The 15,456-nt window shown below is 53.6% G+C and carries 13 protein-coding genes and 3 pseudogenes; all 16 read left to right on the top strand.

What is annotated here, in order from left to right; translation table 11 throughout:
• Nucleotides 1-325: 325 nt before the first annotated feature.
• On the top strand, nucleotides 326-589 hold the full coding sequence (locus KO492_RS00655; RefSeq protein WP_216043202.1) for a hypothetical protein: 264 nt from the start codon (nucleotides 326-328) through the stop codon (nucleotides 587-589).
• Entirely contained in the window at nucleotides 586-1,254 is a 669-nt protein-coding gene (locus KO492_RS00650) for a Rieske (2Fe-2S) protein (RefSeq protein WP_216043201.1), read from the top strand. The genes KO492_RS00655 and KO492_RS00650 overlap by 4 nt, the downstream gene beginning before the upstream one ends.
• Nucleotides 1,251-1,871 (top strand): glutathione S-transferase family protein, encoded by a 621-nt coding sequence (locus KO492_RS00645; protein ID WP_216043200.1) that lies wholly within the window; start codon nucleotides 1,251-1,253, stop codon nucleotides 1,869-1,871. The genes KO492_RS00650 and KO492_RS00645 overlap by 4 nt, the downstream gene beginning before the upstream one ends.
• Nucleotides 1,872-1,879: 8 nt before the next feature.
• Nucleotides 1,880-2,815, top strand: a complete 936-nt coding sequence (locus tag KO492_RS00640; RefSeq protein WP_216043199.1) for a LysR family transcriptional regulator — start codon at nucleotides 1,880-1,882, stop codon at nucleotides 2,813-2,815.
• A 101-nt stretch (nucleotides 2,816-2,916) separates the two neighbouring features.
• A complete protein-coding gene (locus KO492_RS00635; protein ID WP_216043198.1) occupies nucleotides 2,917-3,417 on the top strand; it encodes a thiamine pyrophosphate-binding protein in 501 nt (166 codons plus the stop codon).
• Nucleotides 3,414-4,022, top strand: coding sequence for a thiamine pyrophosphate-dependent enzyme (locus tag KO492_RS00630; RefSeq protein ID WP_216043197.1), 609 nt, complete (start codon nucleotides 3,414-3,416; stop codon nucleotides 4,020-4,022). Before KO492_RS00635 ends, KO492_RS00630 begins: the two co-directional genes overlap by 4 nt.
• Before the next feature lie 7 nt (nucleotides 4,023-4,029).
• Nucleotides 4,030-5,553 (top strand): GMC family oxidoreductase, encoded by a 1,524-nt coding sequence (locus KO492_RS00625; protein ID WP_216043196.1) that lies wholly within the window; start codon nucleotides 4,030-4,032, stop codon nucleotides 5,551-5,553.
• On the top strand, nucleotides 5,550-6,920 hold the full coding sequence (locus KO492_RS00620; RefSeq protein ID WP_216043195.1) for an amidohydrolase family protein: 1,371 nt from the start codon (nucleotides 5,550-5,552) through the stop codon (nucleotides 6,918-6,920). Before KO492_RS00625 ends, KO492_RS00620 begins: the two co-directional genes overlap by 4 nt.
• An 11-nt stretch (nucleotides 6,921-6,931) precedes the next feature.
• On the top strand, nucleotides 6,932-7,771 hold the full coding sequence (locus KO492_RS00615; RefSeq protein ID WP_216043194.1) for an aromatic ring-hydroxylating oxygenase subunit alpha: 840 nt from the start codon (nucleotides 6,932-6,934) through the stop codon (nucleotides 7,769-7,771).
• Nucleotides 7,768-10,848 carry a molybdopterin cofactor-binding domain-containing protein gene (locus KO492_RS00610; protein ID WP_216043193.1) on the top strand — a complete coding sequence of 1,027 codons (3,081 nt, stop codon included), beginning with the start codon at nucleotides 7,768-7,770 and terminating at the stop codon, nucleotides 10,846-10,848. Before KO492_RS00615 ends, KO492_RS00610 begins: the two co-directional genes overlap by 4 nt.
• Nucleotides 10,845-11,309: a (2Fe-2S)-binding protein gene (locus KO492_RS00605; RefSeq protein WP_216043192.1), complete on the top strand. Its 465-nt coding sequence runs from the start codon at nucleotides 10,845-10,847 to the stop codon at nucleotides 11,307-11,309. Before KO492_RS00610 ends, KO492_RS00605 begins: the two co-directional genes overlap by 4 nt.
• Entirely contained in the window at nucleotides 11,306-12,814 is a 1,509-nt protein-coding gene (locus tag KO492_RS00600) for an aldehyde dehydrogenase family protein (RefSeq protein WP_216043191.1), read from the top strand. Before KO492_RS00605 ends, KO492_RS00600 begins: the two co-directional genes overlap by 4 nt.
• 99 nt (nucleotides 12,815-12,913) lie before the next feature.
• Entirely contained in the window at nucleotides 12,914-14,242 is a 1,329-nt protein-coding gene (locus tag KO492_RS00595) for an amidohydrolase family protein (RefSeq protein ID WP_216043190.1), read from the top strand.
• 145 nt (nucleotides 14,243-14,387) lie between these two features.
• Nucleotides 14,388-14,681: pseudogene (locus KO492_RS00590) on the top strand (integrase core domain-containing protein); the annotation flags it as partial.
• 50 nt (nucleotides 14,682-14,731) lie between these two features.
• Nucleotides 14,732-15,159: pseudogene (locus KO492_RS18575) on the top strand (transposase); the annotation flags it as partial.
• Nucleotides 15,142-15,323, top strand: a pseudogene (locus tag KO492_RS18905) (IS3 family transposase); the annotation flags it as partial. The pseudogenes KO492_RS18575 and KO492_RS18905, both read left to right, overlap by 18 nt.
• Nucleotides 15,324-15,456: the final 133 nt, after the last annotated feature.

The following is a 15,456-nucleotide window of genomic DNA, read 5'->3' as shown; positions in this document are numbered from 1 at the left end:
TGTACGCAACATCAGGGACGGGGGCGCGCATGAACGCGCTTAGATGTCTAGATGTATTGTTTGGGTGCCAGTGTGATGCATCAGCAGCCAAACCTCGAAACTCGTGTCCGCGACAAGGCGGTTTGTCCGTCTCATCTTTGTATGTGATACCACGTTTCCAAAAGTAAATGATGCTGAATAGAGGCTAAGTTTGCACCTCAATGTTGCTTTTAGAACAACACTTGACGGGTGTGAATTTCGTCTCTCTAAGTGATTCCGATATTAAACATTCAGTCGTTGCCCCCTGTGTTCTTTGGGGCCTTCTTGTGGGATGCCGTGCGCGCGTATGAAAATCGAACAGGTCAAATTTACATTTAAGGGAGACTTGCTTGCTGCGAGCTTTCTTGAGTTTGCGCAACACCGCGCACAACGCTTGTCGTTGCAACTTGTCACGCAGTACCAAAGTGATACCTGCGCGAAAATGGTGGTGACAGGGCAATCAGCTTTGGTGGATGCATTTGAAATGGCCATGAGCCTTGGGCCACAAGATTGCGTTGTTTACAATATTTCGCGTGACGAAATGCAGGTAAAAAAAGGAATGTCTTTATGACGCGGACCGAGGAAGTTCTGTCGCAATGGGTTCCGATCGCCCTATCAAATATGATCGAAACTGGCACATCTGCTGGCGTGGTTGCAGATGGCGCAGAAATCGTCGTCTGGCGTGATGCCTCTGGCGTTGCGCATGCTTGGGAAGATCGTTGCCCCCATCGTGGTATGAAGATGAGCTTTGGGTTCGTGCGTGGCGATCACATTACCTGCCTATATCATGGCTGGGAGTATGATCAGAGCGGCACGTGTCAATATATTCCTGCTCACCCTGAGGTGGAGGTCCCGAAATCTATCTGTGTTGCCCGTTATGGTGTGGCCGAAGCGGGGGGGATGATTTGGGCGCAATTGCCGCTTGGGTCAAATGAGGGCGCTTTCGCGGGCTTGCCCGCTATGGACGGTGTTAAATCCGTATATATTGATGCCTCGGTTGCGACTGTTTTAGGTGCGTTCCGCAAGCTGGGCTGCGTTGATGGCGCTGTCGCGAATATCGTAGTTTTGGATCTGGATGGAACCGTTATGGCCATTGGTATCCAGCCTATTTCAAACGCCAAATGCGCGCTGCATATTACTGTGCCTGAAAGCTGTGCGGGCGATGTAAGGGAATCTATCCTTGATTGGAGTGAGGAACTGCGACGTAGCGTCGAAAGGTTGGAGGTCGTGGCATGATCTTACATAATTACGATCTTTTTGAGAATTGCTATCGAGTCCGTTTGGTTGCGTCTTGTGCAGAAGTAGCGCTGGAACTGATCAACGTGGACGCCTTTCCCGGCGAAGAAGAAAAATCCCCTGAGTATTTAAAACTAAACCCGCTGGGGCGCCTGCCCATTTTGGAGGACGACGGACATGTTTTGCGCAATCTTTTAGCAATCCTGATGTATGTGGCGGAGCAAGATATCAACAAACGGTTCATACCGGATGACGCAAAGGGCCGCGCGCGGATGATGGATTGGCTGGGATTCGCGTGCGACGATCTCGCTGTCGCGGTGCAGGCACGCGCCGTCGCCCTGCTGGATGCGGCGGGGGATGTCGCTGAATTGCGTGCGCAGGCGCGGGCGCTGTTTCGTATTTTGGACGACCATTTGACGAGGCAGTCTTTGCGAGGCGACAATTTTGTAGCGGGTGATGTGCCCAGTTTGGCAGACCTTGCATTGTTCCCAGCTTTCGCACTCAGTCGAGATTTTAATCTTGATCATGACGAGTTCCCTGCACTACGTCTTTGGGCGCGTAGGATACGCCTGCTGCCAGGTTTCATTACGATGCCGGGCATTCCAGACTATCATTAGGAAAGCTTTTGGATTTACATCGCCTCGGCCTTGTTTCGTCTCGCGTCTACCACTTTTCTCTGGTGGCCCGCTTGGGGTCCATCCGTCAGGCGGCATTGACGTTGAATGTCGCGCCTTCTTCTATTTCGCGCTCGATAAAGCAACTTGAAGAAGACCTTGGCACGCCTTTGTTCGACCGTACGAAGCAACGATTGCGACTTACCTCTGCTGGGGAATTGCTTGAACACCACATCAAGCAATCGACGGGGGAAATGAACCGTGCGGTGACGGAAATTGGCGACCTGCAGGGGCTGCGTCGCGGAACTGTCACTTTGGCCGTTATTGAAAGTGCGTCTCGGGGGATTCTGACAGATGTGCTTGCCGGTTTTTGGGTGCGCCATCCGGAAATCAGTGTCGATATCCAGGTTGTAGGCTCACAAGATGCGGTTGATTTGGTGCATCAGGGCGAGGCTGATCTCGCGCTAGCATTCGATGTGCGCGTGCCGCGTAATGCCCGTAGGCTGACGTCAATTTCTCTGCCGCTTGGAGTTTTGGTTTCCCCCGGAAGTCCGCTCACGAAGCTGCGCAGAAAGCTGAAAAGTTATGATCTTGCAGGCGAACGGGTCATCCTGTCGGATGGGTCTTTGACGCTAGGCAGTTCAGTAGAGCAAATGTTTTCTGGGGCTTTTGTTGAGTTTTCGCGCCGGACAAAAACCAACTCTATCGGTCTGATGATTGATCTCGCGACACGTGGTTTAGGTATTATTTTGCAGACCCAAATGGGGGTGCAGACCGAGATTTCGCGCGGGCAACTGACTTTTATTCCTTTGTCTGATCCTGGGTTAAGCTTAAGGCGATTGACACTTGTATCGCGCCCGAAAGGAGAAGTGTCCGAAGCGGCTCAGGCGCTGGCGGATGTTTTGACGTCCACTCTTGAAGCGATGCGAGAAGGCGCGCGGGATTAGTGTTGCGTATAGTTGAACAACTCGTTCTGTAATTGGCGCCTTTTAGGAACAGTTTTTTCCTGACAGGTTGATAGCAATAGAGCTATCAACCGGAGATAATAATGAAACAAAGTGCCGTCGATGCGGTGATCCGCGGACTGAAACGGGCTGGGGTGACGGTTGTGTGCTATCTCCCCGATAGCTTGTTCAAAGAACTTTACCCCGCACTTGATGCTGACCCGGATATCCGCACGATTCAGGTGACAAATGAGGGCGAAGGGGCTGCAATTTGCGGTGGCATATTTTTGTCCGGTCAACGCGCGGCATTGGTCATGGAAAATTCCGGCCTGCGGGCGTCTGTCGAACCTTTGGCGCGAATGGGTCTTGGTGCTGGCATTCCGGTTGTAATGCTTTTGAGCTACCGCGGCGATATGGGCGAAAACAATTGGTGGGCAGTGCCGCACGGGACCACAATGGAACCGGTTCTTAAAGCGTTGCGTATTCCCTATGTGGTCGAGCATGAAGAGGAGCGCATCGAACAATCGATCGTCGATGCATATGAACTGGCCTATGCCTCTTATTACCACACAGCTGTGGCTCTATCTGGGAGTATCGTGCGATGAAACGATTTGATTGTATGACCAAATTGGCGGCGCGTCTGTCTGATGAACTGGTGATTTTGTCGCTCGGCGCGTCCGTTGATGAATGGTACAATGCTGCGCCGCATATGCGCGAAGCGTCACTCTTTCAACAACAGCTTGGCTGTGTGACACCTGAAGCTTTCGGTTTGGCCGCAGGTCTGCCAGACCGTCAAATTGTATCGCTCGACACCGATGGCGGGCTTTTGTTTAACTTGGGTATTCTCGCAACATTAGGCAACGAGCAGCCGAAAAATCTGTTTGTCGTTGTTTGGGATAACGAGCAATATCAATCGATTGGTGGACCCAAGACGCACACCGCGTCGGGGCGTGTCGATCTTGCCGGAATTGCTCGCGCTTCAGGTGTCGATCAGGCGTATACCGCAACCACTGTAGAAGAGTTTGACGCACATTGTGAGGCGGGTCTGAAGGCGGATGTTCCTTATGTCGTCGTCGCCAAGGTTTCGGGCACTGTTCAGCCTGAAATCAAGCGTAAACATTCTGATGGGCGCGAAGACAAATATATCTTTGTACGCCATGTCGAGAAAACGGAAAGGATCACGATTATGGGCCCTTCCGAGCACAATTGAGCAGGACATGAAAACCAGCTTTGACTATATCATCATCGGGTCTGGTTCTGGGGGCTCTGCGGTTGCGCGGCGCCTTCATGATGCGGGCGCGGATGTTGCGGTGGTTGAAGCTGGACGGCCGAGCTTCGGTATTTCAGATATTGAAAATCCGTCAAAATGGTTCTCACTTCAAAGTGGTGCATGGGATTGGGGGCACCACTATACCCCGACCGACCGTATCCTTGGACGCGAGATTGCGATCCCGCGCGGCAAGGCCTTGGGGGGATCATCTGCTACGAATGCGATGATGTGGTATCGAGGCGTGCCTGCTGATTATGAACGTTGGAATGCGTGCGCGGCAGGTTGGAGCTGGCAAGACTGTTTGCCTGCGTTTAAGGCCAGTGAAAGCTGGTCCGAGGGAGCAAGCGATTTACGTGGTGGCGAAGGCCCGCTTAAAATCACCCGCCCAAACCCAGACCATCCGCTAACTCAAGCAATGCTTAAAGGCGGCGCGGCGATGGGATTGCCGCTGATTGATGATCCGAATGGTCCTGAACCCTTGGGCGTGGGGTTGGCAAATTGCAATATTGATGGCGCGGGCCGACGGCATACTTCGGCTGAGGGCTATCTGTTGCCGATTATTACTTCTGATCGTTTGACCGTGTTGACCGAAACCCTTGCGTTGCATCTCACGTTTGAGGGTGATCGTGCATCTGGTGTCGTGGTGAGTGGCCCCGACGGCGAGGCGCATCTCACAGCGCAGTGTGGCGTGATCTTAGCTGCAGGCGCCTTGGAAACGCCGTGCCTTTTGATGTTGTCCGGGATTGGACCAGAGACGGAATTGGCGCGTTTGGGACTGCCGATCAAAGTGAAAGCCGAGGCCATTGGGCAAAACCTTCAAGATCACCCATTGCTGCGCGCATTGAACTTTCGTGCCTCAGCGCCGCTTGGAGACATGGTGGGCAACGGCGGGGGGACCTTGACGATTTGGAAATCTGATGACGGGCTTCCTCAAGCTGACCTTTTGGCATTTCCTGTCCAAGGGCGCTCTGCGACGCCAGCGCTATGGGATGAGTATAACTTGGATGGGGATGACGTTTTTGCCATCGGACTTGGTGTGATGCGTTCGCATTCCAAAGGACAGATACGCCTAAACGCCGCGTCTCCCACCGCGCCGTTAGACATTCAACCCAATTTACTTGGCGACCCGCGTGATTTGGCGGCCCTGTTAAATGGCGTAGAATTTCTTATGGATATGGTCGCGTCACAGGGCTTTGCCCTCTTTTTCAAAGACTACGTCGCGCCACTGAGATCTGATGACTTTGAGACCTTTGTGCGACGGTCCTGTTCCACCTTTTTCCACTGTTGCGGAACAGCTCAAATGGGCTCTCATAATGATGCCCCCGTTTCCCCTCGGTTGGGCGTTAAAGGCGTCCGCGGTCTCTGGGTCGCGGACGCTTCTGTCATTCCCGAAATCCCTGCGTGCCACACCCACGCACCTGTCACGATGATCGGTGAACGTGCCGCAACATTTATATTGGAGGACGCATGAGCGACCTGATTTTGACCGCCGATGCCATCGTAACAATGAATACAACGCGCGAAACGCTGACAGACGCGGCGATTTTTGTGAAGGGCGATGAGATTGCCGCCATTGGCCCACAGGCTGAAGTGATCGCGGCCAACCCGAACGTGCCTGTCAAAAATCTGGGCAAAGCTGTGTTGATGCCAGGGTTGATCAATGCACATGCGCATTCTGGATTCCTGCGCGGCACAGCAGAACATTTGCCCGTCTGGGATTGGTTGGCGCAGCATATCAACCCCATGCACCGTGTCCTTTTACCCGAAGAAGCCGAAGCGGCAAGTTACCTTGCTTACGCCGAAAGCCTGTTGGGCGGCACGACGACCATCGTCGATATGTGGCGTTATATGGATGGGTCTGCGCGGGCTTGCGAGGTTCTTGGAAACCGTTTGATTGCAGTGCCTTATGTGGGGGAGCATCCCGATTACAACTACTTCGACACTCTTGATATGAACGAAGGGTTGATTGACCGCTGGAATGGCAAAGCACAGGGGCGTGTGAATGTTTGGGTCGGTTTAGAACATCTTTTCTACGCAGATGAGCCCGCCCAACAGCGCGCCATTGATATGTCGAAAAAATACAACGTACCGTTTCACACGCATTGCTCTGAAGCTGAAATTGAACTTGCGGAATACCAGTCACGGTATGGGAAAAAACCGATGGAGGTGTTCCGTGATCTTGGGTTCTTTGAGACCCCCTTGGCGATGTTCGCCCATGCTGTTTGGTTCTCGCAAGACGAGATCGAGATGGTTGCAGACTATAATGTCTCTGTGGCGCATAACCCCATATCGAATATGAAATTGGCCTCAGGAATCGCCCCCATCAAAGAGATGTTGGCCGCTGGTGTGCCTGTCGGGATCGGTACGGATGGCGAAAAGGAAAATAACAATTTCGACATGTTCGAAGAGATGAAAACAGCCTCTCTCAAAGGCAAACTGCGTGAACTGGATGCGGCTGCGATGGACAGTTGGTCTGTGTTGGAAATGGCGACCTGTTTGGGAGCCAAGGCGGTGGGGTTGGACACGATCACGGGCTCTCTCGAAGTGGGTAAAAAAGCCGATATTATAGCCGTAGATGGTCAATCGCTACGCATGACGCCGTTTTTCCCGGATGGGCGTTGGTTCAATTTGCAACACAACCTTGTCCATGCGGCCAAAGGCGGCGATGTCAAAATGACCATGGTAAATGGTGAGATCTGTGTCGACGAAGGGCGCCTTGTGTCTGGCGATATGACTGAAATTATTGATCGTGTTTCCCGTCTGGCTCCCGGGCATTTTCAGCGTCGCCAAACATGGTTGGATGCCAATGGTGGCGGGACGACGCAATGGACGGACTAAAGGATAAAAAGATGGCTGGCACCCAAGATCCCGTGGCGCTGAATGATTGGTATGCTGTTGCAACTGTGACCGATTTGGATCGCGCAGAAGACACCAGATTACTTGGCCACCCCATCACCGTTGGTCCGGGCCACAAGGTGGTTCACGATGGTCGGGACTTGCCGGTCCGTGAAAAGTTTGGCGTGCTTTGGACCACATTGGGCACACCGAACAAAGAAATTTTTGAGATTGCAGAAAGCCAAGAAAAAGGCCGCCGTTTTGTGCCATGTGGTTGGGTCAAAATGCGGGCCTCCGGGTTGCGGGTTGTGGAAAACTTTCTGGACATGGCGCATTTCCCATTTGTTCATGCGGATATTTTGGGCACCGAGCCACATACAGAAGTGCTTAGCTATAAATCTGAAATCCGCCATGACGTGGATGAGGTCTGGGCAACCAATTGCAAATTTTTCCAACCCCAGATGACGACCACCCGTCCGGATGGCGAGTTCGCACAGCTTACCTATCGGGTTCCGTCGCCGTTTGTTGTGATGCTTTACCGTGTGGTGCCGGACAGTGGTGGAGTTGAAGATGCCATCGCGCTGTTTATTCACCCGATAGACGAAGACGAAGTGCGTGCGATCCCTGTGATGTATCTTACGGATCAAGAGGCCAGTCATACCCAACTGTTGCGGTTTGAGCAGGTGATCTTTTTGCAAGACAGGATCATCGTCGAAAACCAGCGCCCACTGCTTTTACCGCTTGAAGCGCGCGCTGAAATCCCGACGCGTGCCGACAGTTCTTCGGTCGCTTATCGGCGGTGGTTGAAACAAAAAGGCTTAACCTTCGGCACGACAACGCCGGAGGCAGCATGAAAATCACGCGGCCTGATAGTTTAACAGAAGCAGCCAAGCTGATTTCGGCAGGGGGTGTTGCTGTTGCGGGGGGCTCTGGTTTTCAATTGGAGTTCTCTCAAGGTCAAACACCACCCGCACAATATGTACCGATCGGCCATTTGATCCCCAAAGGAATTCAAGGGTTCACAATCGGCGCAGGCACGCCTCTTGAAGACATTCGACACGCCAATATCCCGCTTTTGTCCAAAGCTTGCGCTGATGTGGCCGCGCCGAACATTCGGCGCTTGGCCACTTTGGGTGGCAATCTGGCGTGGGGCAAAGGGTGTCTTATTCCGGCGCTGATTGCTTTGGACGCTGTTGTTGAAACGACCGAGGGCGCCATGAGCGTCTTGGAGTATTTGTCAGCGCCTGTTGGCATTGTTTTGTCGCTCACTTTGAAGCCGCTTGAAGAGAATGCATCTAAAAGTACATGGCACAAAATCGGTTTGAGACAGGCTTTTACCGCATCAATTATCGCATCAGCTGGGATAATGTCGGTGCAGGATAGTAAAATATCAGACCTGCGGTTGGCTGTGGGCGGCGGTGTGACCCCGCCGCAAAGATTGCATGGTGCGGAGGCGTGGCTGTTGGGTCAAACGCCAGAAGATGTTGACCTGAATGATTTGCGACACCGCATAGAAACAGAAATTTCTGCCCCCGATTGTTCTTTTCGAACGGCAAACTACCGCAAACGTGTGGCGGCTGCGGGGCTTGCTGCGGGGCTGTTTGGTTTATCAGATGTCAAGCTGCATAAAACAACGCGCCGACCTACAAAGATGCCTCCACCCGAGTTGACGGAATTATCGCGCAGCACGGGGCAGGAGCGCTGGCAAACGCGCCCTGATATGCCCTCGAAAGTGCGTGGTAAACTGTCCTATCTTACGGATACACGCGATGCCCAGATGCTGGTTGGTCGCATTCTGCGCGCTGGGCGACCGCATGCGCGCATCTTGGCGATTGATACATCAAAAGCCGAGGCTTTGCCGGGCGTAAAGGCGGTGGTGACGCATCGTGATATCAAAGGGCTGAACGGGTTCGGTATCGTGTTTCAAGACCAGCCAGCCTTATGCGCTGATAAAGTGCGCTACACGGGTGATCCTATCGCGGCTGTCGCTGCTATCGATGGGCCAACGGCATCCAAAGCTTTGTCTCTTATCAAAGTTACCTATGAAGATTTACCTGTCGTCACAGAGGCACGTGCCGCTTTGGCGCCTGATACGTCCTTGGTCCATGAGACGGGCAATCTGGTAACTGAGGTGGCCCATGGTCGCGGCGATACGGGGCTTGAGTGGGATGAAGTATGGGCAAGCGCCGCACATATCGTCGAAGAGACCTATGTAACACCGCGTCAGATACATGGTTTTATGGAAACCGAAGGTGGCTGGGCGGCGCCTGACGGTGCGGGTTTGTTAATCTGTGCCGGCGGGCAGCATGGCGCGCGTGATCAAATGCAACTCGCACGTATTCTGGATATGCCAGCAGAAAATGTGCGCGTGATCACGTCACCCACGGGTGGGGCTTTTGGCGGCAAAGATGAATTGACGGTTCAGCCAGCGCTAGCGCTTTTGGCATTGAAATCGAGGCAAGCTGTGCGGTTGCATTTGTCACGGGCCGAAAGTGTACAGGCCGGAACCAAGCGCAATCCTATGTGGATAAAAATGAAAACCGGTTGCGATGCACAGGGAAAAGTCATTGTGCAAGACGTCGATGTGCTCTCCGAATGTGGAGCTTATGCATCCTTGTCACCCGGCGTTCTGGAAACGGCGATGGAGCATGTGGTTGGGCCGTACGCGATTCCGCATTACCGCGCGCGTGGACGGTTGGCTTATACCAATAACGGAACTTGTGGTGCGTTTCGGGGCTTTGGTGCCAATCAGATGACCTATGCCATTGAGTGCCAAATGGACCGTCTGGCAGCATTATGCGCACTCGATCCGGTTGAAATTCGCCGCCGTAATCTTCGCGCGCTGGGCAGTCCTGGTGTGCTTGGTCAAAAAGTGGCTCCGACAGAGCGGTTGCCCGAAATGCTTGCCGCGGCTTCAGCCTCGCGCATGTGGCAGCCATTTGCCATCAAAGAGGATGAATGGGCCGGTGTCGGGATGGCCTTGAATTATCAAGGCAACGGATTGGGGACAATTCCAGAAGACGAAGCTGATTTTGGACTAGCGCTTAAAGATGGAAAAATCCAAGCCTTGTGTGGGTTGGATGAAATGGGGCAGGGGCTTGTTGCCTCTTTACATGCCGCTGTTTCAGATAAACTGGGCTGTGACCGTGCCGATGTGTGCGCTGTGTTTGGCGATACAAAACGCGCGCCCGACAGCGGATCCACTACAGCGGCCCGTGGTGGTTATGTGGTTTGGCGTGGTGTCGAAGAAACGGCGCCAGAGTTTCAGACGGCTCTTTTGGCGCGCGCAGCGGAGATATTGAACTGTTCCAGCGACACACTGGCAATCGTGCCTGGCGGGATCACAAAAGTGGATTTGAATACGCGGGCACCTTGTTTGACATTCGCCGACTTGGGGGATGTCGCACCGGTTCAAGCACATTACCTTTATCCAAAGACGAACTATACCAAGGGCAATGCGCGCTTCATTTTTGCCTTTGGCGTAACTCTGGCACGCATTGCTGTGAACCGGATCACAGGCATGGTGCGTGTCGTTGATTTTGAAATGCATACGGCGGCGGGCCCCGTGATGGATATGGCATCTTATCTGGGTCAAATGGAGGGCGGTCTGGTGCAAGGGCTTGGCAGCACTTTGACGGAAGACATGCTCTTTCATGCGGGGCATCCTGTTACGCGGAATTTCGACAGCTACATGATGCCGAACGTCAAGGATGCACCTGAACGTATGCGGGTAACGGCACATGAAAGTCTAGATCCCGAAGACCCGTTTGGGCCCCGCGGTGCAGGGGAACTTGGAGTGGGTGCCGTGGCGCCCGCGATTGCCAATGCTGTTGCTGATGCGATTGGGTATTGGCCCGCGATAACGCCGGTTTCGCCCGAGACACTTCTTACGGTGATGGACAGCCTTACGATGATGGAGGGGCGGGCATGATACAGTTTAAGCTTAACGGCGCGCCTGCACAGATTGCCGCTGATGCAATGCTCTTGACGTACCTGCGCGAAGATATCGGAGCGACGGCTACGAAAAACGGCTGTGACATCGGACGCTGTGGCGCTTGTACGGTACTGCGCGACGGCGCGCCGATCAACGCGTGCCTTGTGATGGGATGGCAAATTGAAGGCGCCGAGATCACCACGATCACGGGACTTGAAACGCAACCTGCGGGCAGGGTGCTAATTGAAGCGATGGAGATCGAGAACGGGTTCCAATGCGGGTATTGCGCACCTGGTGTGATGATGAGTCTCACGGGGCTTTTGTCTGTCGAAAACCTTCCAGACGACGCGATGATCGAAGAGGCGCTTGAAGGCAATATTTGCCGCTGTACTGGATACCATTCCATTCTGCGTGGGGCGCGTTTGGCGCGAGATATGATTAAGGACACGAGACGATGACATTCACGGTAAAACCCTGCGCGCCTAAAACTGTCGGAGCTAAAGCAGTACTGTCCCGGCCTGTTCAACCGGTTTGGATCGGAGGTGAATGGCGCATTTTATCTGACACTTTTGACAGCCATGATCCCGCCACTGGGGAGCTGCTTACGCGCTTGTCTCGCGCGGGTCAGGCTGAAGCAGATCAAGCTGTTGAGGCCGCCAATCGTTCGCTGATAAGGGCCGATTGGGCGGGGATGTTGCCGGCCACGCGTCAGGCGATTTTGTGGAAAATCGCTGATTTGATTGAGGCGCATGCGGATGAATTGGCCGAGCTTGAATGTCTGGATCAAGGCAAAACATATGCTACAGCCCGATTGGGTGAACTAAATGGAGCGATTGCGCAGTTTCGCTATTACGCGGGCTATGCGACCAAATTATCGGGCCAGACCATCACGCCGTCCATCGGATACGCTCCAGCCGGCAAACAGGTCATGGCCTACACACGGCGCGAACCCGTCGGCGTGGTCGCGGCGATTGTGCCGTGGAATTCGCCTTTGTTGATGGCTGCGATGAAACTTGCCCCCGCACTTTGCACGGGCTGTACGGTGATTTTGAAACCCGCCGAAGAGACCTCTCTCACGGCGGTGCGTTTGTGCGAATTGATTGAACAAGCGGGTGCGCCCGCTGGTGTGGTGAACCTTTTGACTGGCTTTGGTCATGAGGTGGGAGAAGCCCTTGGAACTCACCCTGATGTGGCCAAGGTCGCTTTTACCGGATCGACGGAAGTCGGGCGTCGTTTGTTGGGATCAGCGCAGGGTAATTTGAAAAAACTAACGCTTGAGCTTGGTGGTAAATCTCCGGCCATTGTCATGAATGATGCCGACCTCGACCTGACTGTGTCGGGGGTTGCGCGGGGTATTTTTGCCAATTCGGGACAGGTCTGTGTGGCGGCTTCGCGCATCTATGTTCAACGGGGGGTTTATGATCATTTTGCACACAAGTTTGCCGAGACAGCGCAGTCTCTACGACTTGGGCACGGGCTTGATCCTGATAGCGAACTTGGTCCTTTGGTCAACGCAGGCCATGCCAAACATGTGGCTGACATTGTTGACGCTGGCCGCGCTTCTGGCGCTGAGGTTTTGACGGGGGGCAAGAGGGAGGCGGATCATCCGTCGTTCTACCACCCAACGGTTTTGACGAACGTGCGCCCTGATATGGCGGTGATGCGCGAAGAGATATTTGGTCCGGTGGCCACACTTACCCCGTTTGATGATGCAGATGAGGTGATCGCCATGGCGAATGACACGCAATACGGTTTGGCCGCCTCTGTGTGGACCGAGAACCTGTCGACGGCGCATCGTCTAGGCGCACAGGTGCGTGCGGGCACAGTTTGGGTTAACTGCCACAGTTACTTTTCGCCAGAGCTACCAAAAGGCGGCATGAAAGCGTCTGGCTGGGGGGTTGAGAATGGGGCCTTCGGGTTGGACAACTATCTGGAAAACAAGACGGTTTGCATGTTGGTTTAAGCCTCTTCTGAGCGCGCCTCTGAGATATGAAATGCCGGGCCCAATATGGAGTGGGGTCTTACCATAAAATCTCCATACTAATCTGAAAGGGCTAAGACATTGACCATCGATCTTGCAATTACCAATGGCACTGTGATGCCGATGGGCGGCGCCGAAGTCATCGAACGTGGCACGGTGACCATCAAGGGAACCAAGATTGCCGAGGTCGGTCCGGCAGATGCGATAGATATATCCGGTGCGAGCAAGGTGATTGACGCCAACAATTGTGTGATCATGTCAGGCTTTTGCAACAGTCACACCCATGTCGCGTCCAACATGTTGCTGCGTGGACTATTGGAAGATGTACGTTTGTTCGAATGGCTCAGCACCATGTGGACATTGAAGAAAAACTTCGATCCAGACACGCTTTATTGGGCCAGCATGAATGGCCTCGTGGAAATGGTGAAGTCTGGCATCACATCCTTCAACGAACATTTCGACGCCTATGCCGTGGAACCACAGATCGAAGCGCTCAAAGTGATCCCGCTGCGGGCGACTTTGGGGTACGGGTTTGCGGATCGTGGCATCTATAAATCGATCACCGATTGGTCGTGGAAAACGCTGCACGGCTACGGTGATCTTGTGACTCAGCATCATCATAGCAATGGCGGGCTTTTACAGATTGGCCTCTCGCCTCATGCGACCTATTCCTGTGGTTCTGAAATGTATCAACTGGTGCGCGAAGTGGCCGATGCGCATGGGGTGCCGATCCACACTCACCTTGCCGAAGGACCGCAAGAAAACGCCTATGTCCAGGAAACTTACGGCACGTCGCCAGTGCGTTGGTTACATTCTTTAGGCTTTTTGAAACCCGACGTGACGGCTGCGCATTGTACCCAGTTGGACGATGAAGACGCGCGTATTTTGGCCGAAACCGGCACTAAGATTGCCCATTGTCCCGTTTGCAATGCCAAGCTGTCCTCGGGCACGCTGCATTTGAAATGCGTACAACATCACGGCGTGACGGTGGGCTTGGCGACGGATGGTCCTGCCAGTCACAATTCGCTCGATATGTTCCAAGAGATGAAATTCGCCAGCATCATTCACAAAGACAAAACCGGTGACGCAGAGTTCTTGCCGACGCATCAAGTTTTGGAAATGGCAACGGCTGAAGGAGCAAAGGCGATGAATAGGCCCGAAACGGGTCAGTTGGCGCGTGGAATGGCGGCGGATGTGATCGTGGTTAATCTGGACACGGCGCACACGATGCCCGTCTATGACCCCGTCGCGACGCTGGTCTATTCCAGTCGCGCGGATGATGTGGTGCATACGATTGTTGCGGGGCGTGTTCTTATGGAAAACCGTGTGGTTGCAGGCATCGACGAAGCAGAGGTTCGTGCAAACTTTCGTGCCAAGGCCCACGCGCTTCGGACGCGAAGTCTCGGCTGAGGTTCGGGTGGGCGATGGATTTTGTTCATGATCAGTTGGCTACAGGTCGCAAGATCCGCATTCTCACGGCTATGACCACCTGCTTCGTTACACGAAGACTACGCAGGCGATCAAAGCCTCTCAATCAATGACATTCCGAAGGTGTTATGGCAGCGAATTTGTCTCTCGCGACATGGATTTGTGGGCATATCAACGAAACGTTACGCTCGACTTCTCTCGTCCCGGAAAGCCGACTGACAATGCCTACATCGAAGCGTTCAACGGCAAGTTCCGCCAGGAATGTCTTAACGCTCACTGGTTCATGGGGCTTGAAGATACCGCCGAAAAGTTGGAGGCTTGGCGTAGAGACTACAACGAAGAACGACCGCACAGTGCGATTGGGAATAACGTCCTTGCATCGCTGATGAAATTGCCAGACGCATCCAGCCCGTCTGTGTGATCAATATGCGGAAAATCTAGCCCTAACTGGGGACACTTTGGGTAGCACAGCAGGTTGCTGAACGACTGGGGATCAGCACCAAATCTCCGTACACTTGGAAGGCGCAATTTTCCAAGGCGCCCCAGACCAGATCAGAGGTTGCTGAACAAGCGGCAGAGACCAGGCGGCTGAAGCGTGAGTTGGCACGGGTTGCTGAGGAGCGGACAATCCTAAAAAAGGCAACCGCGTACATCGCGCGAGAGTCTCAGTGAGGTACGCGTTTATTAAGGCTCACCGTGCGGAGTTTTCTGTGCGGTCAATGTGTCGTGTGCTGATGGTCCACTTCAGCGGTTTCTATGCATGGCTTATAGAACCGTTAAGTCAGCGTGCGCAGGAAGATATGCGTCAGACCGAGCTGATCAAGCAGGCATGTACGGACAGCGGGAAGATCTATGGCTATCGGAAACTGGCCGATGATCTGCGCGATGCTGGCGAAACCAGACGCCAAGCAGAAGGAGCGATATTCCAGTATATCAATGGCTTCTATAACCCGCGCGTCGCCACTCATCGCTGGGCGGCATAAGCCCCTTGGCTTTCGAGCGAAAGGCCGCATCTCTGAGTTCAGAGACCGGAACGTACACGAGGCAAGACCAATGTCTTTGACGGTCTTCTCGCCGGGGCTCTTCGTTGCCTTTCTCATCCTCAACTCTTCAGTGGTTACGATGAGCTAGAAACACTCTATTAGCAAATATCGCTATTTGGACCCATAAGCCTGACATCAGACAGTTTGTCCCAT

Origin of the sequence: Celeribacter halophilus (assembly GCF_018860305.1) — a bacterium.
GTDB classification, from domain to species: domain Bacteria; phylum Pseudomonadota; class Alphaproteobacteria; order Rhodobacterales; family Rhodobacteraceae; genus Celeribacter; species Celeribacter halophilus_A.
This window is presented reverse-complemented; position numbering and strand designations above follow the sequence as displayed.